This window comes from Mumia sp. zg.B21, from assembly GCF_019550855.1.
In the GTDB taxonomy this organism is placed as follows: Bacteria; Actinomycetota; Actinomycetes; order Propionibacteriales; family Nocardioidaceae; genus Mumia.
In genome coordinates this window covers 1034510-1050847 of the sequence record NZ_JAHWCJ010000001.1, presented here as the reverse complement: position 1 = coordinate 1050847, position 16338 = coordinate 1034510, and the positions used below count along the sequence as shown (strand labels likewise).

21 protein-coding genes and 1 tRNA gene are annotated in these 16338 nt (G+C 69.2%); 18 read left to right on the top strand and 4 right to left on the bottom strand.

The annotated features are described in order from the left end of the window. The first annotated feature begins 52 nt into the window (after nt 1-52). From ald to der, 10 genes are all read left to right on the top strand, one after another. Nucleotides 53-1171: an alanine dehydrogenase gene (gene ald / locus KV100_RS05255; RefSeq protein WP_220341823.1), complete on the top strand. Its 1119-nt coding sequence runs from the start codon at nt 53-55 to the stop codon at nt 1169-1171. Further along, on the top strand, nt 1168-2106 hold the full coding sequence (gene xerD, locus KV100_RS05250; RefSeq protein ID WP_220341822.1) for a site-specific tyrosine recombinase XerD: 939 nt from the start codon (nt 1168-1170) through the stop codon (nt 2104-2106). Before ald ends, xerD begins: the two co-directional genes overlap by 4 nt. An 86-nt stretch (nt 2107-2192) precedes the next feature. After that, nucleotides 2193-3077, top strand: coding sequence for a ParA family protein (locus tag KV100_RS05245; protein WP_220341821.1), 885 nt, complete (start codon nt 2193-2195; stop codon nt 3075-3077). After that, nucleotides 3062-3394 (top strand): hypothetical protein, encoded by a 333-nt coding sequence (locus KV100_RS05240; RefSeq protein WP_220341820.1) that lies wholly within the window; start codon nt 3062-3064, stop codon nt 3392-3394. The genes KV100_RS05245 and KV100_RS05240 overlap by 16 nt, the downstream gene beginning before the upstream one ends. Next, nucleotides 3391-4266, top strand: coding sequence for a ScpA family protein (locus tag KV100_RS05235; RefSeq protein ID WP_220341819.1), 876 nt, complete (start codon nt 3391-3393; stop codon nt 4264-4266). The genes KV100_RS05240 and KV100_RS05235 overlap by 4 nt, the downstream gene beginning before the upstream one ends. Beyond that, the gene (scpB, locus tag KV100_RS05230; RefSeq protein WP_220341818.1) at nt 4253-4957 is read left to right on the top strand and encodes an SMC-Scp complex subunit ScpB; all 705 of its coding nucleotides are present in this window, start codon (nt 4253-4255) and stop codon (nt 4955-4957) included. The genes KV100_RS05235 and scpB overlap by 14 nt, the downstream gene beginning before the upstream one ends. After that, nucleotides 4950-5690: a pseudouridine synthase gene (locus KV100_RS05225; protein ID WP_220341817.1), complete on the top strand. Its 741-nt coding sequence runs from the start codon at nt 4950-4952 to the stop codon at nt 5688-5690. Before scpB ends, KV100_RS05225 begins: the two co-directional genes overlap by 8 nt. Then, entirely contained in the window at nt 5687-6769 is a 1083-nt protein-coding gene (locus KV100_RS05220; protein WP_220341816.1) for a prephenate dehydrogenase, read from the top strand. The genes KV100_RS05225 and KV100_RS05220 overlap by 4 nt, the downstream gene beginning before the upstream one ends. 14 nt (nt 6770-6783) lie before the next feature. Further along, nucleotides 6784-7476, top strand: a complete 693-nt coding sequence (gene cmk / locus KV100_RS05215) for a (d)CMP kinase (RefSeq protein WP_308291347.1) — start codon at nt 6784-6786, stop codon at nt 7474-7476. Beyond that, on the top strand, nt 7473-8822 hold the full coding sequence (gene der / locus KV100_RS05210) for a ribosome biogenesis GTPase Der (protein WP_220341814.1): 1350 nt from the start codon (nt 7473-7475) through the stop codon (nt 8820-8822). Before cmk ends, der begins: the two co-directional genes overlap by 4 nt. A gap of 39 nt (nt 8823-8861) precedes the next feature. On the opposite strand, the gene KV100_RS05205 is transcribed toward der, so the two are convergent. Next, the gene (locus tag KV100_RS05205) at nt 8862-9479 is read right to left on the bottom strand and encodes an alpha/beta fold hydrolase (RefSeq protein ID WP_220341813.1); all 618 of its coding nucleotides are present in this window, start codon (nt 9477-9479) and stop codon (nt 8862-8864) included. Between the two features lie 140 nt (nt 9480-9619). On the opposite strand from KV100_RS05205, the gene KV100_RS05200 reads away from it, so the two are divergent. From KV100_RS05200 to KV100_RS05190, 3 genes are all read left to right on the top strand, one after another. Further along, a tRNA-Pro gene (locus tag KV100_RS05200) sits at nt 9620-9693 on the top strand. Nucleotides 9694-9824: 131 nt separating this feature from the next. Then, complete coding sequence (locus KV100_RS20335; protein ID WP_220341812.1) at nt 9825-10313, top strand: tyrosine-type recombinase/integrase; 489 nt, start codon at nt 9825-9827, stop codon at nt 10311-10313. A 412-nt stretch (nt 10314-10725) separates the two neighbouring features. After that, nucleotides 10726-10965: a hypothetical protein gene (locus tag KV100_RS05190; protein ID WP_220341811.1), complete on the top strand. Its 240-nt coding sequence runs from the start codon at nt 10726-10728 to the stop codon at nt 10963-10965. A 56-nt stretch (nt 10966-11021) separates the two neighbouring features. Here the strand turns inward: KV100_RS05190 and KV100_RS20050 are convergent, their stop codons facing one another. Further along, complete coding sequence (locus KV100_RS20050) at nt 11022-11945, bottom strand: methylenetetrahydrofolate reductase (RefSeq protein WP_220341810.1); 924 nt, start codon at nt 11943-11945, stop codon at nt 11022-11024. Nucleotides 11946-12050: 105 nt separating this feature from the next. On the opposite strand from KV100_RS20050, the gene KV100_RS20330 reads away from it, so the two are divergent. Both KV100_RS20330 and KV100_RS05175 read left to right on the top strand, forming a co-directional pair. Further along, nucleotides 12051-12344 (top strand): alpha/beta fold hydrolase, encoded by a 294-nt coding sequence (locus KV100_RS20330; RefSeq protein WP_220341809.1) that lies wholly within the window; start codon nt 12051-12053, stop codon nt 12342-12344. A 256-nt stretch (nt 12345-12600) separates the two neighbouring features. Continuing rightward, complete coding sequence (locus KV100_RS05175; RefSeq protein WP_220341808.1) at nt 12601-13188, top strand: GNAT family N-acetyltransferase; 588 nt, start codon at nt 12601-12603, stop codon at nt 13186-13188. Here the strand turns inward: KV100_RS05175 and KV100_RS05170 are convergent. Together KV100_RS05170 and KV100_RS05165 are read right to left on the bottom strand one after the other, a co-directional pair. Continuing rightward, complete coding sequence (locus KV100_RS05170) at nt 13185-13847, bottom strand: hypothetical protein (protein ID WP_220341807.1); 663 nt, start codon at nt 13845-13847, stop codon at nt 13185-13187. The two genes, KV100_RS05175 and KV100_RS05170, sit on opposite strands and share 4 nt — an antisense overlap. Before the next feature lie 91 nt (nt 13848-13938). Then, a complete protein-coding gene (locus tag KV100_RS05165) occupies nt 13939-14484 on the bottom strand; it encodes a hypothetical protein (RefSeq protein ID WP_220341806.1) in 546 nt (181 codons plus the stop codon). A 260-nt stretch (nt 14485-14744) separates the two neighbouring features. Between KV100_RS05165 and KV100_RS05160 the strand changes: the two genes are divergently transcribed. The 3 genes from KV100_RS05160 (at nt 14745) to KV100_RS05150 (ending at nt 16309) form a co-directional block, all read left to right on the top strand. Then, nucleotides 14745-15158 carry a MarR family winged helix-turn-helix transcriptional regulator gene (locus KV100_RS05160; protein WP_220341805.1) on the top strand — a complete coding sequence of 138 codons (414 nt, stop codon included), beginning with the start codon at nt 14745-14747 and terminating at the stop codon, nt 15156-15158. A gap of 106 nt (nt 15159-15264) precedes the next feature. Further along, nucleotides 15265-15648 carry a hypothetical protein gene (locus KV100_RS05155; RefSeq protein WP_220341804.1) on the top strand — a complete coding sequence of 128 codons (384 nt, stop codon included), beginning with the start codon at nt 15265-15267 and terminating at the stop codon, nt 15646-15648. A gap of 58 nt (nt 15649-15706) precedes the next feature. After that, complete coding sequence (locus tag KV100_RS05150) at nt 15707-16309, top strand: TetR/AcrR family transcriptional regulator (RefSeq protein ID WP_220341803.1); 603 nt, start codon at nt 15707-15709, stop codon at nt 16307-16309. Nucleotides 16310-16338: the final 29 nt, after the last annotated feature.

Here is a 16338-nt window from a genome sequence, read left to right as displayed (position 1 = left end):
GACGACCGCCCAGCGGCAACGCCTGTCATGAGCGGTCCGGGAGGAGTGCACGATGAGGATCGGCGTCCCACGCGAGGTCAAGGTCCACGAGTACCGCGTCGCGATCACCCCGGCGGGAGTGCGTGAGCTTCGAGAGGCGGGCCACGACGTGCTCGTCGAGGCCGGAGCCGGCGAGGGCTCCTCGATCTCCGACGACGAGTTCGTGCGTGCCGGGGCTGACATCCTCCCCGGTGCCGAGGGGGTCTGGGCGGCCGCTGACATGCTGCTGAAGGTCAAGGAGCCGATCCCCGAGGAGTACGCCCGGCTGCGACCCGACCAGGTGCTCTTCACCTACCTGCACCTCGCCGCGTCGCGAGAGTGCACCGAGGCGTTGCTGGCGGCCGGGACCACGGCGATCGCGTACGAGACCGTGCAGACCGCCGACCGGGCGCTCCCGCTCCTCGCGCCGATGAGCGAGGTGGCGGGACGCCTCGCGTCTCAGGTGGGTGCCTACCACCTGCTGGCCCCCGAGGGCCGCGGCGTGCTCATGGGCGGCGTGCCCGGAGTGCATCCGGCCGACGTCGTCGTCCTCGGTGGGGGCGTGTCCGGCCGCAACGCTGCCGCGATCGCGCTCGGCATGGGGGCACGTGTCTCCCTGTTCGACATCAACGTCGGCCGGCTGCGCCAGCTCGACGCGGAGTTCGGCGGACGGCTCCAGACCGTCGCCTCGAACCGCTATCAGGTCGAGGGCGCGGTGGCTGAGGCCGATCTCGTCATCGGCGCGGTGCTCGTCCCGGGAGCCAAGGCGCCGCGCCTGGTGACCCACGAGATGGTCGCCACGATGCGACCCGGCAGCGTGCTCGTCGACATCGCGATCGACCAGGGCGGCTGCTTCGAGGACTCGCGTCCGACCACGCACCTCGCGCCGACGTTCGCGGTCGAGCGGTCGGTGTTCTACTGCGTCGCGAACATGCCTGGTGCGGTGCCGCACACGTCGACGTACGCGCTGACCAACGTGACCATGCCGTACGTCCTGGCGCTCGCCGAGCACGGGTGGCGCGAGGGGCTGCGGCTGGACCCTGCCCTCCGCGCCGGTCTCAACGTCCACGACGGCTCGGTGACCAACGAGGGGGTCGCGGAGGCGCACGCCATGACGTACGTCTCGCCCGACGCGGTCGTGGGGGTCTCGTGAGCGAAGCCGGCCGAAGCGACGTTGGTCGGCTCGTCGAGGAGTACCTCAGCCACCTGGGCGTCGAGCGGGGCCTCGCCGCCAACACGCTCTCCTCGTACCGCAGGGACCTGCGCCGCTACTCCGCCTATCTCCGGGAGCGGGGGATCGCGTCCCTGGACGAGATCGCGGAGGCCGACGTGACGGACTTCCTCGCCGCGCTGCGGGAGGGAGACGACGACCATCCGCCGCTCAGCGCGCCCAGCGCGGCCCGCACGCTCGTCGCGGCCCGGGGCCTTCACAAGTTCGCGCTCCGCGAGGGCGTCATCGGACGCGACGCCGCGGCGGAGGTGAAGCCACCGGCACCGCCGCGGCGACTTCCCAAGGCCCTCGCGGTCGAGGAGGTCGAGGCGCTGCTGGACGCCTCCGGATCGGCGGGCACCGCGCTGGCGACACGTGACCGGGCCCTGCTGGAGCTCCTGTACGGCACGGGTGCCCGGATCTCGGAGGCCGTCGGGCTCGACGTCGACGACCTCGATCTCGAGGCCGGTGAGGTGCTGCTGCGCGGCAAGGGCGGCAAGCAGCGCATCGTCCCGGTCGGGCGCTTCGCCCAGGAGGCCGTACGGGCTTATCTCGAAGGAGTGCGGCCGGGACTGGTGAGCGCGCGGACCCCGGGAGGAGCGATCTTCCTCAACTCCCGAGGCGGTCGGCTGTCGAGGCAGAGCGCCTGGGCGGTTCTCGCGAAGGCTGCACAACGGGCCGGCATCACCGTCGACGTCTCGCCGCACACGCTCCGCCATTCCTACGCCACCCATCTGCTGGACGGGGGCGCCGACGTCCGCGTCGTCCAGGAGCTGCTCGGGCACGCCTCGGTCACCACGACGCAGGTCTACACGCTGGTGACCATCGACAAGTTGCGCGAGGTGTATGCCACGGCACATCCACGCGCCCTCGCGTAGCGCCGCCGACACGCCGCGCGGCGCCAGGGTGGAGACTTGTCGACTTGGTACAGTCCAGTCAGCCACCACCACGGGATCGAGAGCGCATGAACCAGCACCGCGATCTGCTCAGCGAGCTCCCGTCGGCCGGCGCCGAGATCGGCCCGACCGGCCGGCCCATGCCGGAGTTCCCCGCTGCGGGACCCCCGAGCGGAGGACCCGCCTACGTCATCGCCCTGTGCAACCAGAAGGGCGGCGTCGGCAAGACGACGACGACCATCAACCTCGGTGCCGCGCTGGCCGAGGCAGGTCGTCGGGTCCTCCTCGTCGACTTCGACCCGCAGGCCTCCCTGACCGTCGGCCTCGGCTTCCCGGCCCACGATCTCGAGGCCACGGTCTACCACCTGCTCATGCACGACGACGTCGACGTGCCGGACGTGCTGCTCAAGACCCGCACCGCCAACCTCCACCTGCTGCCGTCGAGCATCGACCTGTCAGGCGCCGAGATGAGCCTGGTGCACGAGGTGGGCCGCGAGCAGACGCTGGCCCGGATGCTCCGGCCGGTCCTCAACGACTACGACGTCATCCTCATCGACTGCCAGCCGTCGCTCGGCCTGCTCGCCGTCAACGCGTTGACCGCCTCCGACGGCGTCCTGATCCCGCTCGAGTGCGAATACTTCGCGCTGCGCGGTGTGGCGCTGCTCAAGGAGACGATCGAGAAGGTCCGCCAGCGCACCAACTTCGACCTGGAGATCATCGGTCTCCTCGGGACGATGTACGACAGCCGGACGCTCCACAGCCGAGAGGTGCTGCAGACCCTGGTCGACGGGTGGGGAGACAAGGTCTTCCACACCGTCATCCGCCGTACGGTGAAGTTCTCCGACGCCACCGTGGCGGGGGAGCCGATCACTGATTTCGCACCCGAGTCCAAGGGTGCCGAGGCCTATCGCCAGCTTGCTCGGGAGGTGCTCGTCCGGTGCCCCGGCGTGTGAAGCTGCCTGGCGCCGACGAGCTGTTCCGACCGACCACCGCCCCGGAGCACCCAGGCTCTGCTGCGTCCGCAGAGGGCGACGGGGCCGCGGACGCCGGACGCCGCGGCGGGCGGGTCAAGCACGACAGCAAGGTCACCGTCTACATGAACTCCGCGGAGCTCCTCGATCTCGAGGCGGCCCGCCTGGAGCTGCGGCGCGACCTCGGACAGACGTTGGACCGCGGACGGCTGATCCGCGAGGCGGTCGCGATGGCGCTGGCTGAGTACGCCGAGAACGGTGCCGACGGCGAGCTCGCCCGGCGACTCGGGGCGACGTGAGCGAACCCGCTGGGTTCGTCGTGCACCTCGACGCGTACGAGGGTCCGTTCGACCTGCTGCTGCAGCTGATCGCCAAGCACAAGCTCGACATCACCGAGATCGCGCTGTCAAAGGTCACCGTCGAGTTCATCGCCCACCTCAAGGCGATGGGCCCCGACGGCGACCTCGAGCAGACGACCGAGTTCCTCCTCGTCGCCTCGACCTTGCTCGACCTCAAGGCCGCACGGCTCCTGCCGCAGGCCGACGTCGAGGACGAGGAGGACCTGGCGCTGCTCGAGGCACGCGACCTGTTGTTCGCCCGGCTGCTCCAGTACCGCGCGTTCAAGCTCGTCGCGGCGCGGATGCAGGCGCGGCTGGCGGAGGAGTCAAAGCGGTTCCCTCGGTCGGTGGCGCTGGAGCCCCGCTTCGCCACGCTGCTGCCCGAGGTGCTGATCAGCATCGGTCCGGACGAGCTCGCCCTTCTCGCCGCGAAGGCCATGCAGCCGAAGGTGCCGCAGGTTCTCTCGCTGACGCACCTGCACGCACCGCAGGTCAGTGTCAGGGAGCAGGCGGTCCTGGTCGTCGAGCGGCTGCGGCGCGGCACCTCGATGACCTTCCGCGCGCTGGTGGCCGACGCCCCGGACACGTTGACCAAGGTGGCACGGTTTCTCGCCCTGCTGGAGCTGTTCCGCGAGAGCGTCGTCTCGTTCGACCAGGTCACGCCGCTCGGCGAGCTCACGATCCGGTGGACGGGCACAGAGGACGGCGAGGTCGAGGTGAGCGCGGAGTTCGACGAGTCCGACGCCGTACCCGTGGGCGCACCGGACGACGTACACGACGGGGCACGAGCCGGGAACGAACCCGAGACCGAGGATGCAGATGGACGACAGTGACGCGACCGGGCCGACCGGTCCTGCCGATCAGCCGAAGCCGGAGGACCCGCAGGACCCGGAGGAGCCGCCCGAGGCGTACCCGTTGCGCCCCGCGCTCGAGGCCGTCCTCATGGTCGCCGACCAGCCCCTCGACCACGTCACCCTCGCGTCGGCCGTCGGGCACCCTCCGGCCGTGGTGGAGACGGAGCTCGTCGAGCTCGCGCGCTCCTACGACGATGAGGGCCGTGGGTTCGAGCTGCGCAGGATCGCCGGCGGCTGGCGCTTCTTCACCAGGGCCGAGTACGGGGGAGCGGTCGAGCGCTTCGTGCTGGAGGGTCAGCAGGCCCGCCTGACGCAGGCGGCGCTGGAGACGATGGCCGTAGTCGCGTACCGTCAGCCGGTCTCGCGGGCGCGGGTCTCGGCGATCCGCGGCGTCAACGTCGACGGCGTCATGCGCACGCTCGTGACGCGTGGGCTGGTCGCCGAGGCCGGGACCGACAGCGAGACCGGAGCCGTGCTCTATGCGACGACTCCGTACTTCCTCGAGCGGATGGGACTCTCCAGCCTCGACGAGCTGCCCGACCTGGCGCCGTTCCTGCCGAGCATGGACGACATGGACGATCCCGAGGTCCTCGGCGGCGGCGCCGCACCGGTGACCCCCGAGCCGCCCGAGGGTGAAGGCGCCGAACCTGAAGGAGACGAGCATGTCTGAGCAGCACCCCGACGGTGTCCGTCTGCAGAAGGTCCTCGCGCAGGCCGGGGTGGGCTCGCGTCGCGCCAGCGAGGACCTGATGGCCGCGGGCCGCGTCACGGTCAACGGCGAGGTCGTCACCGTGATGGGCCTGCGCGTGCACCCCGCGACCGACGTCATCCACGTCGACGGCAAACGCATCCCACCGGCGTCGGACAAGGCGTACCTCGTGCTCAACAAGCCGCGCGGCGTCGTGTCGACCATGAGCGACGAGCACGGCCGGAGCGACCTCTCGTCGTACGTCGCCGACCGACCGGAGCGGCTCTTCCACGTCGGCCGGCTCGACACCGACACCAGCGGACTGCTGCTGCTCACCAACGACGGCGAGTTCGCGAACCGGATGGCGCACCCCTCGTTCGAGATCACCAAGACCTACGTCGCCGAGGTCGAGGGCGAGGTCACCCGCGGGCTCGGGCGACGGCTGAAGGACGGGATCGAGCTCGACGACGGACCCGTGCGCGTCGACCGGTTCGCGGTGAAGCAGACGACGGCCGACCGGAGCATCGTCGAGCTCGACATCCACCTCGGCCGCAACCGGATCGTGCGCCGCATGATGGAGGCCGTCGGCCACCCGGTCGTGAAGCTCACCCGGACGGCGTTCGGGGGGATCCACCTCGGCGGGATGAAGCCAGGGGAGCTGCGCGACCTGACGTCGGACGAGCTCGGGGTCCTGTTGGATAGCGTGAAGCTGTGACCTCCGCCCCGCAGTCCCGCGCTCTCCCGGGTCCCGTCCTCGTCGTGGGCTGCGGACTCGTAGGCACCTCGCTGGCGCTGGCGCTCACGCGGTCGGGCGCCGAGGTGCACCTGCGAGACACCAGACCGGAGCACGCGCGCACCGCCGAGATGCTCGGCGCGGGCACGCTGGCCGCTCCCGAGAGGGTGGCGCTCGTCGTCGTCGCCGTTCCACCGGACTACGTCGCCGAGGTCGTCGCCGAGGCGCTGGGGGAGTGGCCGGACGCCGTCGTCACCGACGTCGCCAGCGTGAAGCTGCCGCCGTTGCAGGCGCTCGCGTCGGCCGGGACCGATGGCCTCGAACGCTACGTCGGGAGCCACCCGATGGCGGGCAGCGAGCGGTCCGGCCCGACGGCCGCCTCCGAGAACCTCTTCGAAGGGCGTGCCTGGGCGATCACCCCGCACGCCGCCGTCTCCGACGCCGCCATGGAGCTCGTCCGTGACCTCGGCCGTACGGCCGGGGCGACGCTCGTCGAGATGCCACCGGACGAGCACGACGTCGCCGTCGCGCGTGTCTCGCACCTGCCGCAGGTGATGTCGGTCCTGACGGCCGCGCGCCTGCACGGAGGTCCGACCGACCACCTTGCCCTGGCCGGCCAGGGTCTGCGCGACGTGACCCGCATCGCCGGCAGCGATCCCGGCCTCTGGCGCCAGATTCTCTACGCGAACAGGCTGCCGCTGGTGGAGCTGCTGCGAGGTGTGCGCGACGACCTCGACGAGCTCCTCGACGGCATCGAACGCCGCCAGACGATCGAGGACGTGCTCGGCCGCGGTGTCTCCGGCACCCGTCTGATCCCGGGCAAGCACGGCGAGGAGACGCCCGCTGCGCTTGCCACCGTGTTCATCCAGGTGCCCGACCAACCGGGCGAGCTCGGGCGCCTTTTCCGCGATACGGGACAATCGGGAGTGAACATCGAGGATCTGCGTATCGACCACGACCTCGGCCGACCGGTCGGTGTCGCGGAGATCACCGTCCGCTCCGAGCGCGCCGACGAGCTCGCGGCCGCGCTCACCGAGCGCGGTTGGACTGCCCACCTGTGAGGAAGGACCTCTCTGTGCCCCCTGTTGTCATCGCTCTCGACGGCCCGTCCGGGTCCGGCAAGTCGAGCACGGCCCGAGGCGTCGCGACGCGGCTCGGCCTGGCCTACCTCGACACCGGGGCGATGTACCGCGCCCTGACCTGGGCGGTGCTGCAGCGGGGCGCCGACGTCGAGGATGCCGCCGCGGTCGCCGCCGCGGCCGCGGACGCGACCATCGTCTCCGGCACCGATCCGCAGGCTCCGACGATCGCCGTCGACGGTGTCGACGTCTCCGGTCCGATCCGCAGCCAGGAGGTCACCGATGCCGTCAGCCAGGTGAGCCGGGTCCCGGAGGTTCGCGAACGCCTGGTCAGGCTGCAGCGCGAGACGATCGCGGCCTCGGAGGGGATCGTCCTCGAGGGTCGAGACATCGGCACCGTCGTGGCCCCCGACGCGCCGCTCAAGGTCTTCCTCGTGGCCGACACGAACGCCCGCGCCGCTCGGCGGGCGGCCGAGCAGGGGCAGGCAGAGGCCGCTCACGTCCAGGCGACGGCTGCGTCGCTCCAACGCAGGGACGCGATCGACTCGTCTCGTACGACGTCGCCCCTCGCCAAGGCTGACGACGCGATCCAGCTCGACACCACCCATCTGACGCTCGACGAGGTCATCGACGAGGTCGTCCGCCTCGCTGCGAAGGCCGCCCCTGCTCTCGGAGGAACCACCCCATGACCGATCCCGTCAACGAGTCCGACAGCGGACGGGTCCCCGTGCTCGCCGTCGTCGGCCGCCCCAACGTCGGCAAGTCGACGCTGGTCAACCGCATCCTGGGGCGACGCGAGGCCGTCGTCCAGGACGTCCCCGGCGTGACCCGCGACCGGGTCTCGTACGACGCCGAGTGGAGCGGACGCGAGTTCACCGTGGTCGACACCGGCGGCTGGGATCCCGACGCCCGAGGTCTCGCCGAGCGCATCGCGGCGCAGGCGGAGGTGGCGGTCTCCGCGGCCGACGCCGTCATGTTCGTCGTCGATGCGACCGTGGGCATCACCGATGCCGACGAGCAGGTCGTCAAGGTCCTCCGTCGTTCGGGCAAGCCCGTCGTCCTGGTCGCCAACAAGGTCGACGACGAGCGAGGAGAGCTCGAGGCGGCGACCTTGTGGAACCTGGGCCTCGGTGAGCCGTTCCCTGTCTCCGCCCTTCACGGCCGAGGCGCCGGCGACCTCCTCGACATCATCCTGGAGATCCTCCCCGACGCACCGCAGGAGACCGACGACGAGGACGAGGGACCGCACCGGGTCGCCCTGGTCGGCCGGCCCAACGCCGGCAAGTCGAGCCTCCTCAACAGGATCGCCGGCTCGGAGCGGGTGGTCGTGGACAGCGTCGCCGGCACCACCGTCGACCCGGTCGACGAGCTGGTCGAGCTCGGTGACGAGCTCTGGCGCTTCATCGACACCGCCGGCATCCGCCGCCGGGTCAAGGAGGCGTCGGGCCACGAGTACTACGCGAGCCTGCGCACCGCGACGGCCATCGAGCGGGCCGAGGTCGCCGTCGTCGTCATCGACTCGAGCGAGCCGATTTCGGAGCAGGACCTTCGGATCATCCGCCAGGTCGAGGAGGCGGGGCGCGCACTGGTCCTCGCGTTCAACAAGTGGGACCTCGTCGACGACGAGCGCCGCTACTACCTCGACCGCGAGATGACCCGCGAGCTGGTTCAGGTCCAGTGGGCGCCCCGGGTCAACATCACGGCGCTGACGGGCTGGCACGTCGACCGCATCGTGCGCGCGCTCAACACCGCGCTCGACGGCTGGTACACCCGCGTCCCGACGGGGCTCCTCAACACCTTCCTGGGCCGTCTGGTCGCCGAGCACCCCCACCCGGTGCGCAGCGGGAAGCAGGCCAAGGTGCTTTTCGGGACCCAGGCCAGCGTGGCGCCGCCCACGTTCGTCCTCTTCACGTCGGGCAAGCTCGAGGACCAGTACATCCGGTTCATCGAGCGCCGGCTGCGTGAGGAGTTCGGGTTCGAGGGATCGCCGATCCACCTGACTCAGCGCGTACGGGAGAAGCGCAAGCGCCGCTGACGTCAGGCGCCTCGCGTGGGATCGATCGCCTCGCGAGGCTCAGCCGTCGAGGAACGGCAGCACGGTGTCCAGCCATGCCTGGGGAGCCCGGGCGTGGATCAGGTGGCCGACGTCGATGGTGACGCGGCGCGCGTCGGGGACTCGGTGCACCAGCTCGTCGATGGTGTCGTCCGGGACGTGGCTGGTGGGGCCACCGGCGAGGACGAGCGTCGGTGCCCTGACACGCGCGAGGTCCTCGCGCCACGAGGGGTCCGGGTCGTCGATCTGGCGGCGGACGGCAAGGACCACGTCCCAGTCGAAGGGCAGCGGTCCGTCGGGCCGCTGAGGGGTGCTCGGGGTGCGCGGTCGTAGCGCGCCGACGTCTTCGAGGACGAGACGACGCACCCGGCTCGGATACGTCGCGGCGAGCTGGCACGCGATGGCTCCGCCGAGCGAGTGGCCGACGAGGTCGACCTGGTCGATGCCCTGCGCATCGAGCAGGTCGATGACGTCATCACGCATCCGGTCCAACGTGTACGGCGGCTCCCACAGTGCGTCCCCATGTCCACGGAGGTCGGTCGCGTGGACCTCGCGCCCTCGGGAGAGGGCGGGCATGAGGGCGTCCCAGCTCGCACGCGTCTCGCCCAGCGAGGGCAGCAGGACCAGCGGCGGTGCCATGAGGCGACCGTACGGCGGCTGTCAAGCAGGGTCGTCCGTCCCCGCGCTCGGCACCTCGCGCGACCTCGTAGGCAGTGTCGAACGGGTTCGGGACGGCTGCTAATGTTGCTTGTCGGGTCCAGGACGCGTTTCTGGGCCTTCGGGCTGTGGCGCAGCTTGGTAGCGCACTTGACTGGGGGTCAAGGGGTCGCAGGTTCAAATCCTGTCAGCCCGACCGATTTCAGGCTCGGAGATCTGTGATCTCCGAGCCTGAAGCGTCTGAGATTTGATACACCCTCCAGAAACCCTCCTTCCCGGAGGCTACTTCTCCAGGCTCGGACGACGGGTAGCCGGAGGTAGGGGAGTGTGGTCCATGACGAACCACACCGCCCCTGCTATTGCGGCTCTCACCAAGCCCACCGGCATCCTGGTGGCCGTCCGGCGTTCCAAGACCGACCAGGACGGCCACGGCCAGCTCGTCGGCGTCGCCCGCGGCCAACACCGTCAGACCGACCCCATCGGCGCCCTGGAAGCCTGGCTCAAGGTCCGCCCCCGCAGGCCACGGCGCTCTTCACCCGGGTCTACGCATCCGGAACCGCCACCACCGAACGCATCGCCCCCCGAGCGGTCAGCAGACTCGTCCAGGACCGCGCCAACGCGGCGGGCTTCGAGGGCCTCCCCGTCACCGGGCACTCCCTTCGCGCCGGGCACGCCACCACGGCGTCGCTCAACGGCGCCCCGATCGACCGCATCGCCGCCCAGACCCGCCACCGCGACCTCAGCACGCTGCTCAACCACTACATCCGCCCCGCCGAAGCGCTCGCGACCAGCACCAGCCGCGACCTCGGACTCTGAGCCGCCTCGATCGGCGCTGACCCCCGTACAAGCGTCCAGTCATCGGCGGGACCGCGCGGATCGCGGGAGATCCAGACGCGGATGGTCGCGTCCCAAAGGCGGCGTTGTGACCGTTGTTGGCGGGGGTGCTCAACGTCCTGACATGCCGATGAGCGTGCGTACGTCCTGAGATCTAAGGTGCCGGAGGAAACCGGCACCAGTTCCATGTCCGTAGGGTCCAGCGAGGCACGTGCTCGTTCCGCCAGCAAGTCGGGGCTGTCTCGTAGCAGCGCGATGAGTTCATTCTGGCTGACGTAGCGGATGGGCATGCGGCTCATACTGCCGCACCAGGTTGGCCACCACGGCCCGCCGCTGAACGTCCGCTCATGCCGCGATCCGCGCGGTCAGGCCGTCTGTTGAGCCCGAGGGCGAGGTGAATAAGCTTCAGAAGATAGTCGAGAACCCAGCCAAGCGGATCTCCAACTCAGACAAGCCCAAGCGGATCAAGAAGCCGGGAAGCCTCCCCGAGAACGGTTATGCCTTGTCGCCATTTGGCCGTACTTGCCTCGGGTATCTCGAGGATCTCGATCCCGAACAAGGTGAAGACATGGTGGAGGGCGAGGACCGCATGGCTACTGCCGAGCGAGGCGAGCACGACGACCTCGAACTCTGATCTCTCATCTAGCCATGGGTTCGCGCGATCCTGCCGATGTGCGGACGCGTCGGCCCTCAGCCAGAACGAACCTGGGCGGTCAGCCGCGCCGCGAGTTCCACTGAAGCCTCGATCTCTTCGCGCCGGATCGAGACGCTTTCCACGTTGAGGCCGAACGGAACCTCGAGTCGGCGGCAGAAGTCGGCGAGTTCAGCGGCTGTCGCTGCTGCTTGCTCCAACGAAGCGCTCAGCGGGTTCGTCGAGTGCCGCAGGTCGTTCTCGATCCAACGCGGGACGTCGACCCCGAGCCATCGAAGGAACTCGAGGGTCTTCATCGAGCCGCAGACCGAGAAGGTGAACACGATCGGCGCTGGAGGCATCTCTCGCGACTGGCACGCATAGCGGTAGTCAGAGACCAGGTTCTTGGCGGCGTTGACGTCGTAGACGACCTGGGTGACGAAGAAGCGACAGCCCGCCTCTTGCTTCGAGATCAGCCGCAGGTGCTCGTTCTCGCGGCGACTGTGCCGCTCAGGGATCGCAACTCCCCCGAGAAGCAACCCCGGGTTGAGCTCGGCGCGCAGCGCCTGCGCCTCGGCAAGGGACACCGGCCCGGAGGCGGTGCTGGAGGCGGCGCCGACCATCACCGTCAACGTGCGGCTGGGATCCTGCTCAGAGAGCCAGATGCGCAGACCCTCGCGCTGATACTTGCCAATCGCCCGGTAGACGATGACCGGCGTCCGCCACGACTGGAAGTGGTCGGACCGGTACTCGGAGGGGTCAACCGTCGGGCTGAAGGGGAACGGGCGCTCCGACGGGTTGCGGGAGCTCTCGTCGTCGATGTCGTACAGGACCAATCCGTCGAGATTGAGGTGGTCCAATCGCTCGACGGTGGCGCGGGCGATCTCCGGGAACCGATCGGCGGGCGTCGACTGCCGCGGGGGCGTGATGGCAAAGAGGACGAAGTCGCCCTTGCCGGCCTCGATTCGCTTTGCGAGATCCACGTGGCGAGGGTAGCGGCGCCAGACCCGTCCTGATATGCCGCGATCCGAGTGTGCGGGTCGGCTGCTGACCTACCCGGCCGTTGACAAGCGTGACAGATTTCCCGCATGCAGCTCACGCGGACATACGAATGGCAGGGCCGCTCGGTCGCGTGGGACCGTCTCGGATCCGGGCCGGCCGTGGTTATGTGTCATGGCACCCCGTGGTCTTCGGCTTTGTGGCAACCCTTTGCTGAAGCTCTCAGCCGCGAGTTCGCCGTCTACCTATGGGACATGCCCGGCTACGGCCAATCGTCCATGAACCCCGCTCACCGTGTCGATCTTGGGACGCAAAGCACGCTGTTCCGTGAGCTACTCCGGCACTGGAACGTGGAATCCCCCCACGTCGTCGCGCATGACTAGGGTGCGGTTTCGTTGAGAGCACTCCTCCTGCACGGCGCATCCTTCGCTTCCTTGGCTCTGGTCGAGGGGATCGCAGGTTTTCCGACTTGATCGGAGTCGTCGCCGAGGTGGCTGACGGCTCCAAGGGGTCGCAGGTTCAAATCCTGTCAGCCCGACCGAACCGCTCAGGCAAGAGATGGCTTGTGAACTGCGGAGACAGGCCCGGGGATCTACGGATCCTCGGGCCTCACGCGTTTCCAGGACTCGGCGCGAGCCCATGAGCCGACGATTCGCCACTCCCACACAGGGTGCGGCGTGGGATCATCGAGCGGTGGGTGGTGTCCAGGAGATGAGGACCAACCGGCTGCGGTTGACCCGACCTGTGGCGAGGGACTCGGCGGGGGTGTTCGCGATCCTCGGAGACCCACGCACCGTTGAGCACAACCCGTCCGACCAGCTGGAGGACCTCGACGAGGCGACTGAGCTGGTGGCCCGGTGGGTCCACCACTGGGACGAGCACGGCTTCGGCTACTGGTGCGTCCGTACGTCCGGTTCGGACCACATCATCGGCTACGCCGGCGTCAAGCGGATGCTGATCCACGGACGTCCGGTGTTGAACCTGATCTATCGCTTCGTGCCGGAGGTGTGGGGACAGGGGTTCGCCACGGAGGCCGCCGCGGCCGTCGTGTCGAGGTGCCTGGACGAGATGCCGGGGGAGAGGATCGTGGCACGGGTGCGACCCGACAACCAGTCCAGCCAGAGCGTGGCGCTGAAGGCCGGACTGCAACGCGACGCGTCGATGGACTGCCAGGGCGAGGACGGCCTCGACCTCGCCTTCACGAGTCAGTGCACGGATCCTCCCTAGCGCAGGTGGAAGCGGGTCGCGAGGTCGTCGGCAAGGTCCTCGACGTCCCGCGAGCCGTCGACAGTGAGGACCGAGAGGTCGAGCTCGGCGCCCTGGCGTCGGACTTCGGCGTCCCACAGCTCGTCGCGAGCCAGTCGCACGGCGAGGGCCTCGTCGTGGTCGCTGTCCCCCCAGTTCGCTCGCGCTCTGGCGGCGTCGGCGAAGCGATCCCGCAACGCCTGCTCTCGGAACTTCGGGGCGGGCAGGAGGAACGCCGCCTGCTCGGGCCAGGTGAGCAGCGGAGCGACGTCGCGGGGCAGGGTCCGGAAGTCGTCGACGAGGACGGGACGTCCGGCAGGCAGCGCCAACAAGTCGTCGACGACGAAACCAAAGGTTTCACCGTGCAGGCTCGGCATCGACGCGAACACCTCTCGCGCACTCTTCCCGTTCCACGTCCGGGACGGCGGAGCCTGCAACAACGCCCAGAAGTTCGGTGTCGCCTGCGGGGTGCAGCGGGCGACGTAGTCCCGTTCCGCGCGGTCCCCGTCGTAGACCAGCACGTCGTACCGCTCGGCCAGCGCTCGAGCAAGGGTGCTCTTGCCCGACCCGGTACCGCCTGCGATCCATCGGACGTGCGCGAGACGACGAGCAAGGTGTGGGCGATGGTGTTTGGTGGCCATGGGGCGAGACTGCCACCTCTCCGAGCCAGGGAGCAGTCCCTGTCTCCTTGGCCGGAGAGGCACGAGGTCGCGATGGGCGGCGGGTGTCCGCCTACGTTCGGGCGGCATCGCGGTCTCGTACCAACACGGCGGCGCCGACGAGCGCACCCCAGCAGCCGACCGCGCCGGCGACCACGAGATTCAGCCACATCGGCAGCAGCCACGGGTAGGAGCCGACGAGGAACAGCACGCCAAGCGCGACGCCCGCGGCCACGGTGGCTCGACGTGCCCCGGTCGACCTCGCCGGCACCGGCAGAGTGAACGCAACAACCCCGAGGCCAAGCAGTGCCAGATGTACGGCGCCGATGACCACACTTTCGAGAAGGACGATCGTCTCCACCGCGAGCTCGATGTCGGCGACCGGATAGACCAGACGGCCCAGCGCAAGCAGAACGACCACGAACGCGATGAGTGCCACGCCCAGTGCGACGAGCGCGGTCGTGCGGCGCAGCGGCGAGCCACGACCGTGCGCGCCGAACGCACCTGCGGCACCGGTTCCCCACGCGATGGTCGCGAAGAACAGGAGTTCTCCCGCCCACGTGAGCTGGAAGCTGGCGTCGTCGACCCACAGGGCGACCGCGTCGGCGGTCGTCGGCAACGCTGGCACGGTCGCCAGAAGAGCCAGCGCCACGCTCGCGAGGAGCGCCCCCGCGATCCACAGCCACGCAAAAGCGACGGCACCACGATCTCTGCCCGCCCTCTCGACGACGGGCAGAGGTATCTCAGATGCTGTCGCGCCGTTCACGGCACCACCGTAGTGTCGGACCGGCTCGCTGAGCCGGGAGTCGTGCAGCGCGGCTGAGAAGGCGTACGACGGGTCGTCGCTAGGATGACGTCACCTGTGTGGAAAGGCTCGGTGTGGAGAACTCGAACGGGCTCACCGCCAGCCTTCTGGTGGCGGGGCACCAGGCGGCTCGCCTCTTGGAGGCTCATCTTTCTGCCACCGATCTGAGTGCGGGTGAGGCGGTCCTGGTGGCCTCTTTGGGCGACGGTCCCTTGACGATGTCGGACGTCATGTCGACGCTGCACATCCATGCATCCACGGCCACCAGCCTGGTCAGCCGGCTCGAAAAGGCCGCCTACGTCTATAGATCGTCCAATCCGGAGGACCGACGATCACGGCTGGTCCATCTCACCTCCTCCGGTCGGCGTCAGCTGGAGGCCATCGGGCCGGCCTTTCGGGCGGTCGACTCGATGTTGGCCGCGCGTGCTGGTGCGAACGCGGTTGCCGGCTGCGCGACGGTGCTTGAAGCGCTGGCAGAGGCGGAGTGATCCGAAGTCACCCACGTCCGCTTAATCCGCTGTCCCGTGACCCTGGGCAGTCATATACTACGAACTCGTAGTAATGGCGGTCGAGCAGGGACGGAATGGGGATGGAATGAACGACCTCGAGTTTCTCGACAGATTCACTGCGGGCGACCTGGACGACTTCCCGCACGTCGACCACGTACGGATGGTCTACCTGCAGACGCGACGAGCGGGAAAGGAGGATGCGATTCGCTTTGCCAGGGCCGGGTTGAAGGCCATGGCTGAAGCGACGGGGCACCCTGGCAAGTACCACGAGACGATCACCATGGCCTGGGCACGCCTGGTGGGGGACAAGACTGCTTCCGACCCGGGAGACGACTTTGAGGACTTCATCCGGAGGAACCCTCAGTTCTTGCGTTCCGACCTGCTCGAGGACTACTACTCGAGTGCACGTCTTTTCTCACCTGAGGCCAGAGCGGGATTCGTCCCTCCGGACGTGCAGCCTCTCCCGTAGGGGACCCGTCCGTTAACATGAACACTGGTGTCTGCACCAGCGGGGAAGGGTGGATGGCGTGACTCAGGCCAAGACCAGCGCGTCTGTCGAGGACGAAGCCCCCGATCGCGGCAAGCGCGCCGACGCCGTGCGCAACATCGAAGCGATCGTGGCCGCGGCCACGCGGCTGCTGGCGGTCAATCCGGACGTGAGCGTCAACGAGATCGCCAAGGCCGCCGGGGTGGGGCGGGTGACGCTCTACGGTCACTTCGACTCCCGCGCGGCCTTGATCGGCGAGGTCGTCGACCGGGCTATCGTCCACACTGACAAGGCACTGGCAGGAGTGGAGCTCGACGGCGATCCCCGCGAGGCGCTCGGCAGGCTGCTGGAAGAGACCTGGCACCTCACCCACAGATTCGGCGCCGTCGTGGTCGCCGCGTCCCAGGTGCTGTCGCCTGAGCAGATCCGCCGCGCCCACGACGAGCCTGCTGCCCGTGTCCGCGGCCTGCTCGAGCGCGGACGGGAGGCCGGCCAGTTCCGCGACGACGTGCCGATCGAGTGGCAGATCAGCGTGATCCAGGCGATCCTGCACGGCGCCTCGGCTGCGGTTCACCGCGGCGAGATCACCCCCGAGGACGCCCCCGTACTGGTGCGTGACACCACGCTTGCGGCGCTGTCCTGAGCCTGCCACGAGCCTCCTCCACCTTGTCC

Bases quoted from the DNA above. Each gene is read 5' to 3' on its own strand.
- ald (WP_220341823.1), top strand. From the start codon at position 53: ATGAGGATCGGCGTCCCACGCGAGGTCAAGGTCCACGAGTACCGCGTC.
- KV100_RS05245 (WP_220341821.1), top strand. From the start codon at position 2,193: ATGAACCAGCACCGCGATCTGCTCAGCGAGCTCCCGTCGGCCGGCGCC.
- scpB (WP_220341818.1), top strand. From the start codon at position 4,253: ATGGACGACAGTGACGCGACCGGGCCGACCGGTCCTGCCGATCAGCCG.
- KV100_RS05225 (WP_220341817.1), top strand. From the start codon at position 4,950: ATGTCTGAGCAGCACCCCGACGGTGTCCGTCTGCAGAAGGTCCTCGCG.
- der (WP_220341814.1), top strand. From the start codon at position 7,473: ATGACCGATCCCGTCAACGAGTCCGACAGCGGACGGGTCCCCGTGCTC.
- KV100_RS05205 (WP_220341813.1), bottom strand. From the start codon at position 9,479: ATGGCACCGCCGCTGGTCCTGCTGCCCTCGCTGGGCGAGACGCGTGCG.
- KV100_RS20330 (WP_220341809.1), top strand. From the start codon at position 12,051: ATGCAGCTCACGCGGACATACGAATGGCAGGGCCGCTCGGTCGCGTGG.
- KV100_RS05175 (WP_220341808.1), top strand. From the start codon at position 12,601: ATGAGCCGACGATTCGCCACTCCCACACAGGGTGCGGCGTGGGATCAT.
- KV100_RS05170 (WP_220341807.1), bottom strand. From the start codon at position 13,847: ATGGCCACCAAACACCATCGCCCACACCTTGCTCGTCGTCTCGCGCAC.
- KV100_RS05155 (WP_220341804.1), top strand. From the start codon at position 15,265: ATGAACGACCTCGAGTTTCTCGACAGATTCACTGCGGGCGACCTGGAC.